At 72.2% G+C, this 18905-nt stretch carries 14 protein-coding genes; 6 read left to right on the top strand and 8 right to left on the bottom strand.

The window, feature by feature from the left end:
- Positions 1 to 74 precede the first annotated feature (74 nt).
- Entirely contained in the window at positions 75 to 1058 is a 984-nt protein-coding gene (locus tag ACFYXA_RS22870) for an ArsR family transcriptional regulator (protein WP_389035652.1), read from the top strand.
- Between the two features lie 661 nt (positions 1059 to 1719).
- The gene (locus ACFYXA_RS22865) at positions 1720 to 2223 is read left to right on the top strand and encodes a glutathione peroxidase (RefSeq protein WP_352246452.1); all 504 of its coding nucleotides are present in this window, start codon (positions 1720 to 1722) and stop codon (positions 2221 to 2223) included.
- Positions 2224 to 2370: 147 nt separating this feature from the next.
- On the opposite strand, the gene ACFYXA_RS22860 is transcribed toward ACFYXA_RS22865, so the two are convergent.
- The 3 genes from ACFYXA_RS22860 to ACFYXA_RS22850 form a co-directional block, all read right to left on the bottom strand.
- Positions 2371 to 2562 (bottom strand): DUF397 domain-containing protein, encoded by a 192-nt coding sequence (locus tag ACFYXA_RS22860; protein WP_351091464.1) that lies wholly within the window; start codon positions 2560 to 2562, stop codon positions 2371 to 2373.
- Between the two features lie 252 nt (positions 2563 to 2814).
- Positions 2815 to 3672, bottom strand: coding sequence for a helix-turn-helix transcriptional regulator (locus ACFYXA_RS22855; RefSeq protein WP_130442206.1), 858 nt, complete (start codon positions 3670 to 3672; stop codon positions 2815 to 2817).
- A gap of 346 nt (positions 3673 to 4018) precedes the next feature.
- The gene (locus tag ACFYXA_RS22850) at positions 4019 to 4774 is read right to left on the bottom strand and encodes a GPP34 family phosphoprotein (protein ID WP_351091466.1); all 756 of its coding nucleotides are present in this window, start codon (positions 4772 to 4774) and stop codon (positions 4019 to 4021) included.
- 238 nt (positions 4775 to 5012) lie between these two features.
- On the opposite strand from ACFYXA_RS22850, the gene ACFYXA_RS22845 reads away from it, so the two are divergent.
- Together ACFYXA_RS22845 and ACFYXA_RS22840 are read left to right on the top strand one after the other, a co-directional pair.
- On the top strand, positions 5013 to 7559 hold the full coding sequence (locus ACFYXA_RS22845) for a D-alanyl-D-alanine carboxypeptidase (protein WP_389035644.1): 2547 nt from the start codon (positions 5013 to 5015) through the stop codon (positions 7557 to 7559).
- Between the two features lie 172 nt (positions 7560 to 7731).
- Positions 7732 to 9714, top strand: coding sequence for an MFS transporter (locus tag ACFYXA_RS22840; RefSeq protein WP_389035641.1), 1983 nt, complete (start codon positions 7732 to 7734; stop codon positions 9712 to 9714).
- 53 nt (positions 9715 to 9767) lie between these two features.
- Here ACFYXA_RS22840 and ACFYXA_RS22835 read toward each other — a convergent pair whose 3' ends face one another.
- The gene (locus ACFYXA_RS22835) at positions 9768 to 10607 is read right to left on the bottom strand and encodes a hypothetical protein (RefSeq protein WP_352246456.1); all 840 of its coding nucleotides are present in this window, start codon (positions 10605 to 10607) and stop codon (positions 9768 to 9770) included.
- An 88-nt stretch (positions 10608 to 10695) separates the two neighbouring features.
- On the opposite strand from ACFYXA_RS22835, the gene ACFYXA_RS22830 reads away from it, so the two are divergent.
- Together ACFYXA_RS22830 and ACFYXA_RS22825 are read left to right on the top strand one after the other, a co-directional pair.
- Entirely contained in the window at positions 10696 to 11481 is a 786-nt protein-coding gene (locus ACFYXA_RS22830) for an SDR family oxidoreductase (RefSeq protein WP_389035636.1), read from the top strand.
- Between the two features lie 173 nt (positions 11482 to 11654).
- Complete coding sequence (locus ACFYXA_RS22825; RefSeq protein ID WP_389035633.1) at positions 11655 to 13214, top strand: sodium:solute symporter family protein; 1560 nt, start codon at positions 11655 to 11657, stop codon at positions 13212 to 13214.
- Positions 13215 to 13282: 68 nt separating this feature from the next.
- On the opposite strand, the gene ACFYXA_RS22820 is transcribed toward ACFYXA_RS22825, so the two are convergent.
- The 4 genes from ACFYXA_RS22820 to ACFYXA_RS22805 form a co-directional block, all read right to left on the bottom strand.
- On the bottom strand, positions 13283 to 14407 hold the full coding sequence (locus ACFYXA_RS22820) for an ADP-ribosylglycohydrolase family protein (protein WP_352246459.1): 1125 nt from the start codon (positions 14405 to 14407) through the stop codon (positions 13283 to 13285).
- Between the two features lie 130 nt (positions 14408 to 14537).
- The gene (locus tag ACFYXA_RS22815) at positions 14538 to 15113 is read right to left on the bottom strand and encodes a hypothetical protein (protein ID WP_352246460.1); all 576 of its coding nucleotides are present in this window, start codon (positions 15111 to 15113) and stop codon (positions 14538 to 14540) included.
- 186 nt (positions 15114 to 15299) lie between these two features.
- Entirely contained in the window at positions 15300 to 17912 is a 2613-nt protein-coding gene (locus ACFYXA_RS22810) for a bifunctional FO biosynthesis protein CofGH (protein WP_389035627.1), read from the bottom strand.
- 67 nt (positions 17913 to 17979) lie between these two features.
- A complete protein-coding gene (locus ACFYXA_RS22805) occupies positions 17980 to 18846 on the bottom strand; it encodes an LLM class F420-dependent oxidoreductase (RefSeq protein WP_389035624.1) in 867 nt (288 codons plus the stop codon).
- Positions 18847 to 18905 lie beyond the last annotated feature (59 nt).

Here is an 18905-nt window from a genome sequence, read left to right as displayed (position 1 = left end):
GGCGTGGGAGGGGCGTGAGCCCTGGCTCCGAGCGGGACCGTTCTGCCGTGTGGCAGAGGTGAGGGGGTGGGCGGGTGGGGTGGTGGCAGGTGAACGCCGACACGCTCGCCGGGAGCCGGTTTCTGATCTCGCCGCTCGCCGAGACCTTCGCGAGTCTGAAGCTGCTGCACTCCGGGGTGGGCGCTCATCCCGGGGAGACGGCCTGGCTGCGGGCGCATCTGCCCGGTTACCGGGCGCGGCTCGCCGCCGATCCGGTCACGGCGCGGCTGGTGCGGGCGGGGCTCGGGCGGCACTGGCTCGCGGACTTCCTGACGCCCACCCCGAGGGACGGGGAGAGCTTCGAGGACGGCCTCGGGCGGGTGCGGTCGGCGGGGGCGGCGGACGCCCGTGCGCATCTGCGGGTGTCCCTCGCGGGGCCGCTGCCGGCCGTCCTGGAGCGGGACGATCTGCCCGAGCGGGCGGCGGCGCTGCTGGAGTACGTGTGGGAGGCGGCCGTACTGCCCTACTGGGAGCGGCGGCGCAGAGTCCTCGAAGCGGATGTCGCGGTGCGGACGGCGCAGGTCAGTCGAGGTGGGTGGGCCTCGGTGCTGGATTCGTTGCGGCCGGGGACGCGGTGGCTCGGGGAGAGCCGGCTGCAGGTGAACCTGCATGAGTACCCCCCTCGGGAGATCTCCGGCGCGGAGCTGCTGTTCGTGCCGGTGACTCCGCACGCGGGGTGGGTGTCGTGGGAGGAGGCGGAGGGGCGGGGAGGGGTGGGTCGCTATGCCGTGGTCTATCCCTGCGTGGGGGCTCTCGCCGGGGACTGCGGCGGCGCAGCGGCGACGCCTGCGTTGAACGCGCTGCTGGGGGCTGGGCGGGCGGTGGTCCTGGTGCTGCTCGGGGAGGGGGCGCTGACCACGACGCAGCTGGTCGCGTTGACCGGGCAGGGGTTGGGGTCGGTGGGCCGGCACCTGCGGGTGCTGCTGGACGCGGGGCTGGTGGAGCGGCGGAGGGTGGGACGGTCGGTGCTGTACTCCCGGACGGGGGTGGGGGATGCGGTGGTGGGGGCGGGGGGTTAGTTGTTGCGCGGGGGTGTCGTGCGGGTCGGCTGGGGCTGGGGCTGGGGGGTGGGTCGCGCGGCCCGGCGCCACCGGGGTGCCGCCGCGCCCACCCGTGCCGCCCCAGCGACACGACTGCCCGCGGTTGGACGGACCGGGCGGGCCCGCGCGGTTTGGCGGGTGTGCGGCCTGCGCGGCTGGACGGGTGCGCGGCCCGCGATTAGGCGCGCGGCCTGCGTGGTTGGGCGGGCGTGCGGCATGCTCGGGCGGGGCGGGGTGCTGGGTGGGTGCCGGGTTGGGCAGCACCGGGTAGGGGCGCGGGGAACTGCGCGAGCGGCCACGACGGCGCAGCAGCGAATCGACGCCGCATCGCGGCACCCCACCCGGCCCAGGCCGCACGGCTGGACACCGGGTGCGGCAGTGCCGGGTAGGGGCGCGGGGAACTGCGCGACCCGCCACGACGGCGCAGCGGCGAACCGACAACGCATCGCGGCACCCCACCCGGCCCAGGCCGCACGGCTGCACACCGGGTGCGGCAGCACCGGGTAGGGGCGCGGGGAACTGCGCGAGCGGCCACGACGGCGCAGCGGCGAGCCGAGAACGCAGGGGCGCACGGTGCTTTCCAGGCACCGCGCCCAGGTGAGGGGCGGGCTGAGCCAGCGGAGCGTCTAGCATCGCGGGCATGACTACTGATGCTGTTGGTTCGCCCCTCGACGTGGAGATCGGTGCGCTCAAGGGAGGCGGCGCTGAGCTCTCGCGGTATGCCGGGCAGGTCGTGCTGGTGGTGAACGTCGCGTCCAAGTGCGGCCTGACGCCGCAGTACACGGGGCTGGAGCGGCTCCAGGAGCGGTACGCCGAGCAGGGCTTCACCGTGCTCGGAGTGCCCTGCAACCAGTTCCTCGGACAGGAGCCGGGCTCCGCCGAGGAGATCGCCGAGTTCTGCTCCGCCACGTACGGCGTGACCTTCCCGCTGACCGAGAAGGTCGAGGTGAACGGGGACGGCCGGCACCCCCTCTACGAGCGGCTCGTAGGCTTCGCCGACGCCGAGGGCCACGCCGGCGACATCCGCTGGAACTTCGAGAAGTTCCTCATCGGGCGGGACGGCACGGTCGTGGCCCGTTTCTCGCCGCAGACCGAGCCGGAGTCCGCCGAGGTCGTCGCCGCTGTCGAGAAGCACCTGGGCTGAGAATCCCCGGGCCGGGATCCCCGGGTGCCCTAGGGCGCAAGCCGAGCCCCCTCGGCAAGGACGGCGAGCTCGTCGAGAGGGCTTGGCCGGTCGCGGCACGGGGCGAGGAGATCAGGACCTGTCCTCCCCCTGAGCCGTGACCGGAGACTACGCCTTGACCGAGGCGACGAAGACGTTCCACGCGGTGGCGGGGAAGTCCAGCACGGGCCCGTTCTCGACCTTGGAGTCCCGCACGGCCATGGCCGCGACGACCGGCGACTTGATCTCGACGCACGCGCCGTTGCCGGTGGAGTAGGAGGACTTGGTCCACGTGTCCGTGGCACCCTGACGAATTGCCATTTTTTTGCTCCGGATTGCCGGTGTGATGAGTTGCTGTGTCGCCGCCCCGGGCAGGAACGCGAGCCCAGGAACGGTTTCCGCCAACGGCGTTGCCCGATGGCGTGATCGACGCTACTCGCCGACATCGACGTACGAAGCGACTATTCACTCGACCGGATGGCATATTCCAGATGAGTCTTCCATCCAGGTTGGGTGGGGTGTACTCTGCGGCACCTTCCACACCCGGCGGCCTCTCAGTGGCCGCCGACGGCCCTACTGGGCGTACTCCTTGGCGATCCGCGAAATGAACTGCCGGGACTGCTCGACGTTCAGCGCCTGCGCCCGCAGATGCTCGTACATCACGCTGTACTTCTGGACGTCGTTCGGCTTCTCCAGGTACAGATCGCTGGTGACGCCCTCGATGTAGACGACGCTGGAGTCGGACGCGTCGGGGAACTCCAGGATCGCGTACTGGCCGTTCAGGCCCGGGTGCGCGCCCATGTCGAAGGGGATCACCTGCACGGTGACGTGCGGCAGTTGGGACTGCTCGACGAGATACTCCAGCTGATCCCGCATCAGGGACCTGCCGCCCACGACACGACGCAGCGCCGCCTCGTCCATCACCGTCCACAGCCGCAGCGGGTTCTCCTCGGCGCTGATGCGCTCCTGACGGCGCATCCGGACCTGCACGCGCTTGTCGATCTCGGCCGGCGCGGTCTCCGGCAACGCGCCGGCGATCAGCGTCTCGGCGTACTGACGGGTCTGCAGCAGGCCGGGCACCACCTGCGGGTCGTACACGCGCAGGCTCGCCGCGTCGGTCTCCAGGCCGATGTAGACGCTGTAGGGGACATCCCCGAAGGCGTGCCACCAGCCCTGCTGGCGGGAGTCCTTGGCCATCTCCATCAGCGAGTCGACCATCCGCTGGTCCTCGACCTCGTAGACCCCGCACAGATCACGGACGTCACGCTGGCTGATGCTGCGCCGGCCGTTCTCCAGACGGCTGATCTTCGACTGCGACACGAGCAGGCGGTCGGCGACCTGTTCCGCCGTCATGCCCTTGTCCTCGCGGAGTTTGCGCAACTCCTGGCCCAGCCGGCGCCGCCGGACGGTGGGATTGACATTCGACGCCACGGGACGTGCACCTCCGGCTGCATGCCTGTATCTGACACTTTGCGTATCTGCTGTTGAGCAGACTGCCACCAAGGTGCTTTCCACCGCTGGAAAACAGTGGATATGCGATCGCCTGCCCCGGACATGCGTCCGCGCGGGACGGCGGCACCGAAGGACGTCCCTGACGGACGTACGGCGTCACCGCCCCGCGCGGGCCGCGGCGGCTCCCGAACGGGTCTTACGGGCCGTGCACATCGCAACGGGTACTGCGGGTGCTACGGGTACTGCGGGTGCTACGGGTGCTACGGGTGCTACGGGTCTCACGGGGGTGAAGGGGGTCCCCGTCAGCCGTCCCTCAAGGGTGTGCTCAGTGGGCCACGACGCGTGCCATGGCGCTTCGATGAGGCTGCACCGGAACGCCACGGGCGGGCTCCGGGGCCGTCCTCGCTCCCGGTCCGGCCTGACGGCCGGCCTGGGCCGGGCTCCGGCGCGGCTGGGCCGCCGCGCCGTTCTGAACGTCCATCACGGCGTGCGCCACGAGGCCGCCCATGGGGTCGTGCCTGATCAGGTCCCGCAGCCGGGAGCGGGACGAGCGTCCCTCGTTGCCCGGGTACAGGTGCTTGCCGAGACCGACCGCGTGCGCCAGCGCGGCGAGGGCCGCGGTCCGCGGGTCCGGCGGCACGCCGGTGCGGATCGCGGAGTCCAGCCGGGCCCTGATCTCCCGGCTGATCGCCGTGTCGGTCGCCTGGTAGCGAGTCGTCGGCAGCACTCCGCACATCTGGCCCGCCACGGCATGCACCATGCCGCACCGCTCCAGATGCGAGAGGTAGGTCTGACGGAGCCCCAGCCGGGGTCCGCCGATCCAGTGGACGGCCCGTACGGGAGCGCCGCGCCTTCGCAGCAACTCCAACGCGCAGTCCAGAGTCGGATCTCCAGTCGGCCGTGGGGACACCACGGCGATACGATCCCCGTCTGGGGCTATCCGTCCGGCCAGCGCCAGCTCCACTAGCTGCGCTCCGGCCAGACCAAGGTCGAGCGACTGCGGCTGCGCAGTGGTACCCGTGGTCGGGTCCAATGCCAGCAGCAGAAGCTCCTCCGGAAGTGTTCTGCGGCTCCTGCCCATCCATGCCTCCCCGCGTGGATGAATGACAGGGTGACCCCTCTCACATTCATCTGTCGAGGGTGCGTGACCGGTTCGTAGTGGAACCAGTAGGTATGTCGTTCTCGTCTACCGCAGGAGCCAAGGTCACTACCCAGGACACTGGTAGATGGTTCGGACAGCGCGTACGGCACTGTCTCGGGCGGCGGTTCACGGTTCGGCAGGCGCGCGCGGTGGGCGTGCGGCACATGAGGAGGCATCGGTGGCGGGCGAGTCCCCCGACAAGTCGAAGTCGAAGCAGCGCGAGTCGTCGGCAGAACCGACGTCGGGGAGCGCCGGCGCGGTTCCCGAGGCTCGGGGTCCCAGGGTCGCGGCGGCACGTGACGGCGAGGCGTCGAGCTCGTCGAGTGCGGCACGCGGGGGTGTGGACACGGCGACAAGGGTGTTCTCCGTCCGCGAGCTGAAGACCGACGAGGACGGGCAGGAGGAGCGGGGCGAGCCCGAGGAGAGCGCTGAGGAGGCCTCAGAGGCGGCTGAGGGCTCCCCGGAGAAGGCCGACGCCTCCGACGGGGCCTCCGGCGGCTCGGGGGGCGGCGACGAGCGCCTGCGGGCAGCGGTGGCCCAGTGGGTGGCCTCCGCGGACGAGGAGACGGCCGGGAAGGCCCCGGAGAGCACGAAGGACGCGAAGGACGCGGACGAGACCGAGGGGTCGTCCGCTGTCGAGGAGGAGTCCGAGAAGGACTCCGAGGCGAAGCCCGTCGCCAAGTCAGCGCCCAAGTGGGCCGCTAAGGGCGACGCCAGGGCCGAGGACGAGGCCTCTCCGAAGGACGAGGCGGACGACGCCCCCGAGGACGAGGCTCCCAAGGGTGGCGACGCCTCCGAGGACGACACCGCCGAGGACGACGAGCCCGAAGCCGGCAAGGCCGACGACGCCCCCGAGAACGACACCGAGGCCAAGGACGCCAAGTCCCCCAAGGCCGCCGAAGACGACGAGGACGCCGACACCGACGCCCCCGTCGACCAGCCCACCGCCATCTTCAAGATGCCGTCCGCCAAGCCCGCCGTGGACCAGCCCACCACGATGCTGAAGCTCGGCGGCGACGCCACCGAGCCCGCGTCCGGGGCGAAGAAGGACGCGAAGAAGCCGGCCACCGACGAGCCGAAGGCCGACGCCGAGAAGCCGAAGGCCGACGACGAGGCGAAGCCCGCCGACGACAAGGCGAAGCCCGCCGGCGGCGAGGCGGAGTCCGACCCCACCCCCACCCCCGAGCGCACCAGCAAGTTCGTCGCGCTCAAGCCCCTCGACGACCCGTCCACCCGCAAGCCGGCGACCGCCGCCCCGGCCGAGCCCGACGCCAAGACGACCGCCGAGCCTGAGGCCAAGCCGGCCGCCAAGCCGTCCCCGCAGCCGGCCACCGAGCCCTCGAAGCCCGCGAAGCCGGCCGCCGAGCCCGCGAAGCCGGCCGCCGACGCCACCGCCGTCGTGCCGCAGATCGGGCCCGAGCGCACCACCCAGCAGCCGCTGCCGCCCAAGCCGCCGCTGGACCTGCTGGCCGAGCTGACCAACACCCCGCCGCCCCCGCCCACGCCGCTGCGCACACTGGGCCGCCGGGTCAAGATCTGGACGCCGCTGTTCGTGCTGCTGGTGATCGTGTTTGCGATCGCGCAGGCCGTACGGCCGCTCCCGGCGCCCGCGCTGGCTCTCACCGCGAAGGAGACGTACACCTTCGAGGGCGGCAAGCTCACGCTGCCGTGGCCCGGCGAGGGCCAGGGTTCGATGGACGTCACCGGCATCGGCACCATGAGCGGCTTCGGCGACCAGAAGCCCGTGGCCATCGGCTCGGTGGCGAAGGCGATGACGGCGTACGTCGTGCTCAAGGGCCACACGCTGAAGTCGGGCGAGGAGGGGCCGGCCATCACCGTCGACCCCACCGCCGAGAAGGAGGGCGGCTACGACGTCAGCGGCGGCGAGTCCACCCTCAACACCGTCAAGGCGGGCGACAAGCTCACCCTGCGTCAGGCCCTGTCGGCCGTGATGATCCCCTCGGCGAACAACATCGCCCGGCTGCTGGCCCGTTGGGACGCGGGCAACGAGGCGGCCTTCATCGCCAAGATGAACGCCACCGCCAAGCAGCTGGGGATGACGAACACGAAGTACACCGACGCCTCGGGGCTGAAGGAGACCACCGTCTCCACCGCCGCGGACCAGGTGAAGCTCGGCAACGAGCTGGTGAAGATCCCCGCCCTGATGGAGATCACCAAGCTGCCGAAGTGGATCGACCCGACCGGCAAGGAGTGGCGCAACTACAACACGCTCGTGCCGTACAACAACGCCATCGGCCTGAAGACCGGCTCCACCAGCAAGGCCGGCGGCAACCTGCTGTTCGCCGCCACCAAGGAGGCCGGCGGCAAGACCGTCACCCTGGTGGGCGCGGTCCTCGGCCAGCACACCGCGCCGATCATCGACACGGTCAACGCGGTCAGCAAGACCGCGCTGCTCGCCGCCCAGGACGCGATGACCTCGGCGAAGATCCTCAAGAAGGGCGACGTCGTCGGGTACGTGGACGACAAGATGGGGCACCACACGCCCGTCGTGGCCACCGAGGACGTCTCGGCGGTCGGCTGGGCCGGGCTGACGGTGAAGCTGTCGTTCGCCCCCGGTGAGGTCCCGCACACGGCGAAGGCGGGCACCCAGGTGGGCACGCTCACCGTCGGCGACGGCGTCAGCGGGGCCGTCAAGGTTCCGGTCGCGCTCAAGTCGGAGCTGGCCGAGCCGGGCTTCCTGGACAAGCTGACCCGCGTCAGCTGAGCCCCGCACCGCTCACAGCCCCCTCACGCACCCCGCCGGGCAGCCGCCCGGCGGGGTGCGTGCTAGCGTCCGGAACCGGGACAGGTCGGCGGTCGTGGCGACGCGGCCGTGCAGCGGGCGCGGACGCGACGCGGCCGAGGACGGGAAGACGGGACACGGGGAGTGCCTTCAGGTGGCCACTGCGGAGCCGAGACGCGCCGACGACACACGGGTGCGCCTGCCCGCGCCGCAGGCGGGCGACCACGACCGTGACACCCGCCCGGCCCCCGCTGCCCCAGACGCCTCAGGCGCCCCGGACACCCCCGACGACGACCTCGCCTCCGGTGACCCCGTGAAACCCGACGCCGAGCCTGCCGGCCCGCGGAACACCACCGCCGCCCCGCAGGAGACCGCCCCGCAGGAGACCGCCCCCGAGCCCACCGCTGCTCCGGGCGGCGTCGCCGAGCGGGCGCGCGCCTGGTGCCGGCGGCATCTCGTGCTGTCCGTGACCCTGCTGTCCGGTCTCCTCCACGTCATCTGGTTCTTCACGTTCGCGAACAGCGGCGGGGACCTGGCGGCGCAGGACGCGTGGGCCGAGTTCGTCGGCCGGCACCCCGACTCCGCGTACAACCTCGCCTGGTACGGCGGGATGCACCCGGTGTCGTACAGCGTGGTGTCGCCGTATCTGATGTCCGTGCTCGGCGTCCGTACGACGATGATGATCGCCGGGACGATCTCGGCGGGGCTGCTGACGCTGATCCTGCTGCGCTGCCGGCCGGTACGGGACCCCCTGCCGCCGGCGCTGGCGGGCGTGTTCGGGCTGCTGTGCAACGCGATCTCGGGGCGGGTCACCTTCGGGCTCGGCACCATGTTCGCGCTCGGCGCGGTCGCCGTCGTGTTCTGCTGGCCGCACCGCTGGCGCTACAAGCGGTGGGCGAAGGCGCTGTGCGCCGCGCCGCTGGCCGCGCTCGCCACGATGGGCTCGCCGGTGGCGGGCCTGTTCGTGGGGCTGGTCGCCGTCGCGATGTTCCTGCAGAAGCGGCGGCCGGGCGCGTGGGCGCTGGGCCTCGCCCCGGCGGTGGTCGTGGCGCTGTCCGCCTGGCTGTTCCCGTTCTCCGGCACCCAGCCGATGCTGTTCGGCTCGACCGTGCTGCCGATCCTGTTCTCGGTGGTGGTCTACGTCGCCGTCCCGCAGGACTGGACGACCGTGCGGATCACGGCGGCGGTGTACGGGACCGCGGTGCTCCTGGTGTGGATCGTGAGCTCGCAGATCGGCTCGAACATCACGCGGCTGCCGATGCTGTTCGCGGGTGTGGTGCTGATGGCGGCGCTGCCGTTCGCGGCCCCGAAGACCCGCAAGTGGTACGCGATCGTGCTGACCACGGCCGTGTTCGTCGGCTTCGTCGGCTTCAAGACGGTCGACGACATCATCCACACGACGCCGAGGGCGTCCTGGGCGCGCGAGCTGGCGCCGCTGGTCAACGAACTCCAGGAGGTCGGCGCCGAGCGGGGCCGGGTGGAGGTCGTGCCGGCCCGCTCGCACCGGGAGGCGTCCGCGCTCGCGCCGTACGTGAACCTGGCCCGCGGCTGGAACCGCCAGGCCGACATGAAGCGCAACCCCCTCTTCTACGACGACACCCTCAACTCCGCGAACTACCACCAGTGGCTCCAGCGGTGGGCCGTGCACTTCGTGGTCCTGCCGAAGGACGAGCCCGACGGGGACGGCGGGCAGCGAGAGCGTGCGCTGCTGCAGCGCGGGCTGCCGTTCCTGGAGCAGATCTGGGGCGACGCCAACTGGCAGCTGTTCCGGGTGAAGGACCCCGCGTCCCTCGCGGAGCCGAACGCCGTCGTGCAGCGGGCGGCGCAGGGTGAGCTGACGGTGGACGTGCGGAAGGCCGGGCGGGTGCTGATCAAGATCCCGTACTCGCCGTGGCTGAGCATCGTCGACTCGGAGGGCGAGAAGCTGGAGCCGCCGCAGGAGACCCAGGCGTCCAAGGACCGCTCCGAGGGCGAGGCCAAGACGTACGACAACCTCAACGGGTGCCTCTTCGAGACCGAGGAGGACAGGGAGGGCGACAAGTGGACGATGCTGGTCGCCCCCCGGGCGGGGACGTATCGCCTTGCCGCGCCGTACGAGCTGCCCCGGGGGACGCCTTGCCCGGACGAGATGCGGTGACGTTCCCGTCCCGGTGACCGCCGGCCGGAGCGGGCGTCGCCGCCCGGGGCCGGTCAGCGCAGGTCGGCCACGTACGCGTCCGTGCCGGGGACCGTCGGGATGAAGGGCGCCAGCAGTTCCAGCCGTCCGAGGCCCGACTCCCCCACCGCCGTCTCCAGGTCGGCGAAGTGGGCGTCCCAGCAGTCCCTGGGGTCGCTCTGCAGGAACCACAGCAGGGTCAGCCGGGTGCCGACGCCCTCGACCTGCTTGACGTAGGTCATGCGGTCGCCGGGGAGGGGGGTCGGGCGGAAGACGGTCACCATCGCCGCCGGTGAGCCGGCGAGACGCCGGGGGAGCAGGCGGGTGCGCAGCCAGTCCAGGAGGGCGGGGCGCTGCTCGGGGGTGTCGGCGTCGACGACCTGGAGGACCAGTCCGGCGTAGGGGTGGTCGAGGGCGTGGAAGTCGCGGGGGCCGGCCGCGCCGTCGCGGTAGACGGTCGTCTCGTGGTCCTGGAACGCGGTGAAGACGTGGGTGCGGTCGCGGTAGACGCGGGCGTCCCGGTTGAGGCGCTTGTTGATGGCGACCGTCCAGCGCATGTGGTCGTCGTAGCGGCCGTCGGTGATCCAGTAGGTGGAGAGGTAGCAGCCGGCGGTGACGGGCTGGGCGATGGCCGACTTCTCGGGGGCGCGCAGGAGCTGGAGGTCTCGGGTGGCGACCCAGCGGCGGCCCGCGTACATCCAGGGCATGGCCATCGCGCCGGCGTAGTAGTGGTCGTCCTCGTACCAGCGGTTGTAGGCGTACTCATGGCCGGGGTGGGGTTCGACCATGGTGATCAGGGCGTGGCCGGGGTGGACCCCGTAGGGGCCGACGGCGGCCAGTTCGGCGTAGGTCTCGCTGCGGGTCTCCTCGCTCATGGCGTTCCCTTCCGTCCTCTTCCGTCCTCCTGCGGTCGCCCATACTCTGACGCCCCATCAGATGATGCGCCAGACCCGGGAGGTCCCGATGTCCCTGCTCACCGGCAAGACCGTCGTCGTCTCGGGAGTCGGCGCCGGGCTCGGTCACCAGGTCGCCGCCGCGGTCGTACGGGACGGCGGCGCCGCGGTGCTGGGGGCGCGGACGGAGGCGAACCTCGCCAAGAGCGCGGCGGAGATCGACCCGGACGGGACGCACACCGCGTACCGGGCGACGGACGTCACCGACGAGGAGCAGTGCGCTGCGCTGGCCGGGCTGGCGGTGGAGCGGTTCGGCGGGATCGACGCCGTGGTGCACGTGGCGGCCTGGGACTCCTACTTCGGCGGGCTGGAGGACGCGGACTTCGCGACCTGGCAGTCGGTCATCGACGTGAACCTGCTGGGGTCGCTGCGGATGACGCGGGCCTGCCTGGAGGGGCTGCGGGCGCGGGGCGGTTCGGTGGTGTTCATCGGGACGCAGTCGGCGGTGGCCGCGCCCTCGCAGGTGCGCCAGGCGGCGTACGCGGCGTCGAAGGGGGCGCTGACCAGCGCGATGTACTCGCTGGCGCGGGAGCTGGGGCCGTCCCGGATCCGGGTCAACACCGTGCTGCCGGGGTGGATGTGGGGGCCGCCGGTGCGGGCGTACGTGCAGTTCACGGCGGCGACGGAGGGGGTGGCCGAGGAGGTGGTGCTCGGGCGGCTGGCGGAGCGGATGGCGCTGCCGGAGCTGGCCACGGACGCGGATGTGGCGGACGCGGCGGTGTTCCTGGCGTCGGACCGGGCTCGGGCGATCACCGGCCAGTCGCTGCTGGTCAACGCGGGGGAGCTGATGAGGTGAGCCCTGAGGTGGGCCTTGCGGTGGGCTGTCGGTGAACCCTCGCATCGGTTCATGTGAGTGAACACAGGACACCATGACGAATAGCTTTACCTCCCTTTGACCCTACGGTTACTTGTCGTGTTCACGCGACAGCGCCCACGATGAGCGCCGGGCTGATCCCTGGGAGGGCGCACATGAACGGTCTCGACTGGGCCGTGCTCATCGGCTACTTCGGCGTGATGGTCGCCATCGGCTTCTGGTCCCACAAACGCGTGGACGACGTCAGCGACTTCTTCACCGCGGGCGGCAGGATGCCGTGGTGGCTGTCGGGCATCTCGCACCACATGTCCGGCTACAGCGCGGTCATGTTCACCGGGTACGCCGGGATCGCCTACACCTACGGCGTCACCTCCTTCGTCACCTGGTCCTTCCCCATCGCGATCGGCATCGCCATCGGGTCCAAGCTCTTCGCGCCCCGCATCAACCGGCTGCGCTCGCGCCTCCATGTCGCCTCCCCGCTGGAGTACCTGAAGAACCGCTACGACCTGAAGACGCAGCAGGCGCTCGCCTGGTCCGGGATGCTGCTGAAGATCGTGGACGTGGGCGCCAAGTGGGCCGCCATCGCGACCCTGTTGTCCGTCTTCACCGGCATCTCCCTCAACCAGGGCATCCTGATCACGGGCGGCATCACGGCCGTGTACTGCACGATCGGCGGGCTGTGGGCGGACGCGCTCACCGAGTTGGGGCAGTTCGTCATCCAACTGCTCGCGGGCGTCGCGATGTTCGTCGCGGTTCTGGCCGAACTCGACGACAAGGGCCTCGGGCCGGTCAGCGCGTGGGACGAGCCGGCCCTGAAGGGCCACGCGGAGCCGCTGGTCGGCGACTACGGCGTGGTCTTCCTGCTGGCCTTCCTGTTCATCAAGCTGTTCGAGTACAACGGCGGCATGCTCAACCAGGCCCAGCGGTACATGGCCACCGCCACCCCGCGGGAGGCCGCCCGCTCGGCACGGCTGTCGGCGGTGCTGTGGCTGGTGTGGCCGCTGGCGCTGTTCTTCCCCATGTGGATGTCACCGCTGCTGGTGAAGTCGCAGAAGCCGAACGGCTCCGACTCCTACGCCCTGATGACCGAACAGCTCCTGCCGCACGGCCTGTTGGGCCTCGTCATCGTCGGCTTCTTCTCCCACACGATGGCCATGTGCTCCTCCGACGCCAACGCCATCGCCGCCGTCTTCACCCGGGACTGCGCGCCGGTGGTGTGGCGCAGGGCGCGCACCTGGAGCGAGGGGCAGGGCCTGCGGGTGGCGCGGATCGCCACGGTCGTCTTCCTCGGGCTGTCCATGGCGGCCGCGACCCAGGTCAACTCCCCCGCGTTCAAGGACATCATCACCGTGGTGATCAAGTGGGTGGCCGGGCTGATGGGCCCGATGGCGATCCCGATGATGCTCGGCCTGCTGCGCCCGTTCCGCCGCTCCGGCCCGACGGCGGCCCTGACGAGCTGGTCGATGGGCCTGCTCGCCTTCTGGCTGGTCAACTACCCGATCAACTGGAACGTCGAGGGCGGCGTGCCCCTCCAGTACCAGGTCTCGGTGCCGCTGGCGGTCTCCCTGGTCCTCTACATCCTGATCGGCTACCTGAAGCCGGAGGACACCCCGGAACGCCTAGCGATCATCGACCGCGTCAACGGCGACGGGGGCGGCACGGGCACGACGGCAGCGGAGCGCGAGCAGGGCGCCTCAAGCCCGTCCGGCGTTTGAGGACGAGGCCCGTTCAGGCCGAAGCGGGGGCCCGGAGGCGGCAGCCCCCGGGCCGGCATCGACAGAACTCACTCCACCCCACCCCGGGGATAACGCGCCAACCAGGCGGCGGAAGCCCCCGCGGGGCTGTGGAGGGCCGGCCCCTGCGTCATCTCCATCGCGAAGTCGTCGCACAGTTCCAGCATCGTCGGACGGCCCTCCAGCTCGGCCACCCAGGCCGGCGGGAGGGCCGTCTCGCCGTGCAGCGCGCCGAGCAGCCCGCCGGTCAGCGCGCCGGCCGGTGCCGAGCGGGCGCCGTGGTTCACCGCGAGTCGCAGCCCGTGCCGGACGTCCTCCGCGACGAGGGCGCAGTACACGGCCGCCGACAGCAGCCCCGCCGCCGTCCCCTCCCCCGCCAGCTCCGCCACCCGCGCCGGGCCGGGCATCCCCTGCCGCACCGCGCCGAGCGCGTGCTGCAGCGCCTCCGACACGGGCTCGTGCCCTGGGCGGGCGGCCAGCACGGCGAGCGCCCGCTGCACCGCACCGTCGAGACTGTCGCCGCGGGCGAGGGCGTGCACGGTGACGGCGTACGCGCCCGCGGAGAGGTACGCGACGGGGTGGCCGTGGGTCTGGGCCGCGCACTCGACGGCGAGCTGGGCGACGAGCTGCGGTTCCCAGCCGACCAGCAGCCCGAAGGGCGCCGACCGGGCGGCTGCCTCGGGGCCCGTCCCGTCGGGGTTCTTGGGCGCCTCCAGGGTGCCCATCACCTCGTCGCCGAGCCCTAGGAGCAGCGCGCGGGGCGGGTCCCGGCGGACGTACAGCCACTCCTCGTGGGCCAGCCAGCCGTCCTCCTTGCGGCGCAGGTCGGGGCCCCAGTCGCGCTGGGTGGCCGCCCATCTGAGGTAGGCGCGGTGCAGGTCGGTCGGCGGGTGCCAGGCGCCGGTGTCCCGGCGGACCTGGGCGCGGATCAGGCCGTCCACGGTGAACAGGCTGAGCTGGGTGAGGTGGGTGACGGCGCCGCGACGGCCGTGGACGGGTGCGAGGTCGACGACGCCCTCGGGGCCGTGGGCCTGCCGGATCTCCTCCAGGCCGAGCCGGTCGACGGGCGCGCCGAGGGCGTCCCCGACGGCGGCGCCCAGCAGCGTGCCGCGCACCCGGCTGCGGAAGTCCTGCTGTTCGGTACGGCCCCAGACCGGGCCGGCTGTCGCACCCACCAAGTCCTCCCGGCACCGTCCGTACGTACGACGTTCGCCACTGTAATCGAACGAGGCCGGAGCGGCAGAGGAGGTCTGCCCGGCACGGCCGGGGGCCGCCTGTCACGGACGGGCAGGGTCGCCGACGCGCTCAGTTGACGACGCGCACCTTCGTGCCCGTCGCGCCGAACGCCCACAGGGCCGAGCCGTCGGCCTTGGCCATGCGGATGCCGCCGGTCTGGGCGCCGGCGGCCGGGTTCGGGGACGCGCCGTCGACGGCGTTGGAGAAGGCGACGTTCACGCCGGACTTCACGGTGAAGTACACGATGTGTTCGATCGCGACACCGTCGGAGCCGGTGGTTGCGTCCTTGCGCAGGGAGATCGTGTAGTTGCCGGGGTCGGGGTCGACGGTGCCCGGCCAGACGAGGAAGGTGCGGCGGGCCGCGTCGTCGGCGTCGACCAGCCAGACGCGGCGCTGCTGGAGGGAGTAGACGATACGGCGGCCCGTGCCGGAGTCCTCGGGCACGGCGGCCTTCGCCGGGGCGGACGGCGCGGACGCCGGGGGCCGGGGGCTCGCGGAAGCCGACGCGGAGGGCTTGGCCGCCGTCACCGCCGGCCGCTCCCCCTTGTCGGCCTGCAGCGTCAGCGCGCCGACGGCGACGATCGCGCCGGCCGTGAGACCGGTGACCCAGGCCCACGAGGGAAGCCGTCGGGCAGCCACGGGCACCTCTCCTCAGGTACGGGGCCCCGTCCTCCGGGGCCCGATCATCGTACTGTGCGGTTCCCGCCCCCGGGTTCCCGTCCCCCGGCCGCCGGTTCCCGTCCCCCGGCCCGCGATCCGACGCCGGAACCGCCCGGCCCGACGCCGGAACCATGCCCGGCCCGGCGTCGGATCGCGCTGTCCGCGGGGGGCTCAGTCCAGCACCGGGAGCAGTTCGGGCAGATGGCCGTCCGAGGCGGTGGCCGCACGCTGCCGTTCCTCGGGTACCTCGCCGTACAGGGTGGTGCGGGGCCGGGAGGGGCGGCCGGCCGCGTCGGCGACGGCGATCAGGTCCTTGACCGACTTGTAGGAGCCGTAGGAGGAGCCCGCCATCCGGGAGATGGTCTCCTCCATCAGCGTGCCGCCGAGGTCGTTCGCCCCGGAGCGGAGCATCTCGGCCGCGCCCTCCGTGCCCAGCTTGACCCAGCTGGTCTGGATGTTGGGGATCCAGGGGTGCAGCAGGAGGCGGGCCATCGCGGTGACCGCCCGGTTGTCCCTTGTCGTCGGTCCCGGGCGGGCGATGCCCGCGAGGTAGACCGGGGCGTTGGTGTGGATGAAGGGGAGCGTCACGAACTCCGTGAAGCCGCCGGTGCGTTGCTGGATCCCGGCCAGGGTGCGCAGATGGCCGAGCCAGTGCCGCGGCTGGTCGACGTGGCCGTACATCATCGTCGAGGAGGAGCGGATGCCCAGTTCGTGGGCGGTGGTGATGACCTCGATCCAGGTCGCCGTGGGCAGCTTGCCCTTGGTCAGGATCCAGCGCACCTCGTCGTCGAGGATCTCGGCGGCCGTGCCGGGGACGGAGTCGAGGCCGGCCTCCTTCGCCGCCGTCAGCCACTCGCGGATCGACATGCCGGTGCGGGTCGCGCCGTTGACGACCTCCATCGGCGAGAAGGCGTGCACATGCATGCCGGGGACGCGTTCCTTGACCGCCTTGGCGATGTCGAAGTAGGCGGTGCCGGGCAGGTCGGGGTGGATGCCGCCCTGCATGCAGACCTCCACCGCGCCCACGTCCCAGGCCTGTTGGGCGCGGTCGGCGACCTGCTCCAGGGAGAGGGTGTAGGCGTCGGCGTCGGTGCGGCGCTGCGCGAAGGCGCAGAAACGGCAGCCGGTGTAGCAGACGTTGGTGAAGTTGATGTTGCGGGTGACGATGTAGGTGACGTCGTCGCCGACCGCCGACTTGCGTACGTCGTCGGCGACTTGGCACAGGGCGTCCAGGGCGGGCCCGTCCGCGTGCAGGAGGGCGAGGGCCTCCTCGTCGGTGAGCCGGGTCGGATCGTCGGCCGCCGTGGCCAGCGCCTGCCGTACGTCGGTGTCGATGCGCTGCGGGACCATGCCGGGGGCGGCGGCCTCGCGCAGGGCGGCCCAGTCGCCGTAGACCTCGTCGAAGTCGTCACGCCGGTCGGAGGTGCGGCCGTCGGTGTCGATGGTGCGGTGCAGGTCGGTGCGGCCGGACGCCTCGAAGGCCTCCTCCGGCTCCTGCCACGGGAGCCCCTCGACGACGGCGTCCGGACGGGCGAGCCCGGTCGCGGGGTCGGCCAGCGCCCGTACGTGCGGCCGCAGCCGCGGGTCCAGCCAGGGCTCGCCGCGCTGGACGAACTCCGGGTAGACGCACAGCCGTTCGCGCAGGGTGAAGCCGGCGGCCGCCGACTTCGCGGCGAGTTCCTCGATCTGCGGCCAGGGGCGTTCGGGATTGACGTGGTCGATGGTGAGGGGCGAGACGCCGCCCCAGTCGTCGATGCCGGCGCCGATGAGGCGTTCGTACTCGGAGTCGACGAGGTTGGGCGGCGCCTGGAGGCAGGCGCTCGGGCCCATGATGTGCCGGGCGACGGCGACGGTGGCGACCAGTTCGTCGAGTTCCGCGTCGGGCATGCCGCGCATCGCGGTGTCCGGCTTGGCGCGGAAGTTCTGGATGATCAGTTCCTGTATGCCGTGGTAGGCGCGCGAGACCTTGCGCAGCGCGAACAGCGACTCGGCGCGCTCCTCGTAGGTCTCGCCGATCCCGATGAGGACGCCGGAGGTGAAGGGCACGGAGGAGCGGCCGGCGTCCTCCAGGACGCGCAGCCGCACGGCGGGCTCCTTGTCCGGCGAGCCGTGGTGGGGGCCGCCGGGCTCCGACCACAGGCGGGTCGCGGTCGTCTCCAGCATCATGCCCATGCTGGGCGCGACGGGCTTGAGCCGCTGGAAGTCGGTCCAGGACATCACGCCCGGGTTCAGGTGGGGCAGCAGCCCCGTCTCCTCCAGGATGCGGACGGAGACGGCGCGGACGTAGGCGATGGTGTCGTCGTAGCCGTGCGCGTCGAGCCACTCGCGGGCCTCGGGCCAGCGGTCCTCGGGCTTGTCGCCGAGGGTGATCAGGGCTTCCTTGCAGCCGAGGGCCGCGCCCTTGCGGGCGATGTCGAGGACCTCGTCCGGGGACATGAACATGCCGTGCCCGGCGCGGCGGAGCTTGCCGGGGACGGTGACGAAGGTGCAGTAGTGGCACTTGTCCCGGCACAGCCGGGTGAGGGGGATGAAGACGCTCTTGGAGTAGGTGATGACGCCGGGGCGGCCGGCCGCCTCCAGGCCCGCGTCCCGGACGCGGGCGGCGGACGCGGCCAGGTCCTCCAGGTGCGCGCCGCGGGCCTGGAGCAGGACCGCGGCCTCGGAGACGTCGAGGGCGACGCCGTCCCGGGCACGTTTGAGCGCGCGACGCAGGGCGTTCTCGGTGGGTCCTGCGCCGCCGGGGCGGTCGGCGGGTCCGGTTCCGGAGGTCGCGGAATTCGTCATCTCTTGAGCATACGTTCGCGCTGATCAGGGCCGACGGGGACGCCCGGATACGCCTGACCGGCCGGCGTCACGCGACGACGCCGGCGGCGGGCAGGTACCGGGCACAGTCGTCGAGCACCCCCAGGACCTCCTTCTCCCCCGCCGGGGGCAGTTGCAGCACGACCTCCTCGATGCCCAGGTCGGCGTAGTACGCGAGCTTGCCGGGGGACGGCTGGACGGCGTACGGGACGACCTGGAGGGCGGACGGGTCGCGGCCGGCGTCGGCCCAGGCGGCGCGCAGCACGGGCAGCGACTCGGACAGGCCGCGCCCGCCGATCGGCAGCCAGCCGTCGGCGTACTCGCCGATGTGGGCGAACAGTTTGGGTCCCGCCGCCCCGCCGATCAGGGTGCGGGGTCCGACGACCGGGCCGCGCGGCCGCTGGACGGGTTTGGGGTGGGCGTCGCTGGCGCGGACGGAGGCGTAGGGGCCCTGGTAGGCGGTGGGCCGCGCCGACCACAGGGCGCGCATCACCGCCATCCGGTCCCGGACGAGTTCACGGCGGGTGCGCCACTCCACGCCGTGGTCGGCGGCCTCCTCGACGTTCCACCCGTAGCCGAGGCCGAGGGTGAACCGTCCGCCGGACAGGTGGTCCAGGGTCGCGATCTGCTTGGCGAGGCCGATCGGGTCGTGTTGGGCGACGAGTGTGATGCCGGTGCCCAGGCCGAGGTTCTCCGTCACGGCCGCCGCCTGGCCGAGGGCGACGAAGGGGTCCAGGGTGCGGCCGTACTCGCGGGGCAGGTCGCCACCGGCGGGGTAGGGCGTGGTCCGCTCCACCGGGATGTGGGTGTGCTCGGGCAGGTAGAGGCCGGCGAACCCGCGTTCCTCCAGCTCACGGGCGAGGCGGGTCGGGGTGATCGTCTCATCGGTGAGGAAGATCGTGACGGCGATGCGCATGAGTGGCCTTTCGTCTCGTCCGACTCGGCGACGCGGGAGTCGCCCTCATCTGTACCGCC

Origin of the sequence: Streptomyces sp. NPDC002566, assembly GCF_042889585.1 — a bacterium.
Lineage (GTDB): Bacteria > Actinomycetota > Actinomycetes > Streptomycetales > Streptomycetaceae > Streptomyces.
This window is presented reverse-complemented; position numbering and strand designations above follow the sequence as displayed.

Bases quoted from the DNA above. Each gene is read 5' to 3' on its own strand.
- ACFYXA_RS22810 (WP_389035627.1), bottom strand. From the start codon at position 17,912: ATGACGAATTCCGCGACCTCCGGAACCGGACCCGCCGACCGCCCCGGC.
- ACFYXA_RS22830 (WP_389035636.1), top strand. From the start codon at position 10,696: ATGTCCCTGCTCACCGGCAAGACCGTCGTCGTCTCGGGAGTCGGCGCC.
- ACFYXA_RS22850 (WP_351091466.1), bottom strand. From the start codon at position 4,774: ATGGGCAGGAGCCGCAGAACACTTCCGGAGGAGCTTCTGCTGCTGGCA.
- ACFYXA_RS22835 (WP_352246456.1), bottom strand. From the start codon at position 10,607: ATGAGCGAGGAGACCCGCAGCGAGACCTACGCCGAACTGGCCGCCGTC.
- ACFYXA_RS22825 (WP_389035633.1), top strand. From the start codon at position 11,655: ATGAACGGTCTCGACTGGGCCGTGCTCATCGGCTACTTCGGCGTGATG.
- ACFYXA_RS22865 (WP_352246452.1), top strand. From the start codon at position 1,720: ATGACTACTGATGCTGTTGGTTCGCCCCTCGACGTGGAGATCGGTGCG.
- ACFYXA_RS22805 (WP_389035624.1), bottom strand. From the start codon at position 18,846: ATGCGCATCGCCGTCACGATCTTCCTCACCGATGAGACGATCACCCCG.
- ACFYXA_RS22860 (WP_351091464.1), bottom strand. From the start codon at position 2,562: ATGGCAATTCGTCAGGGTGCCACGGACACGTGGACCAAGTCCTCCTAC.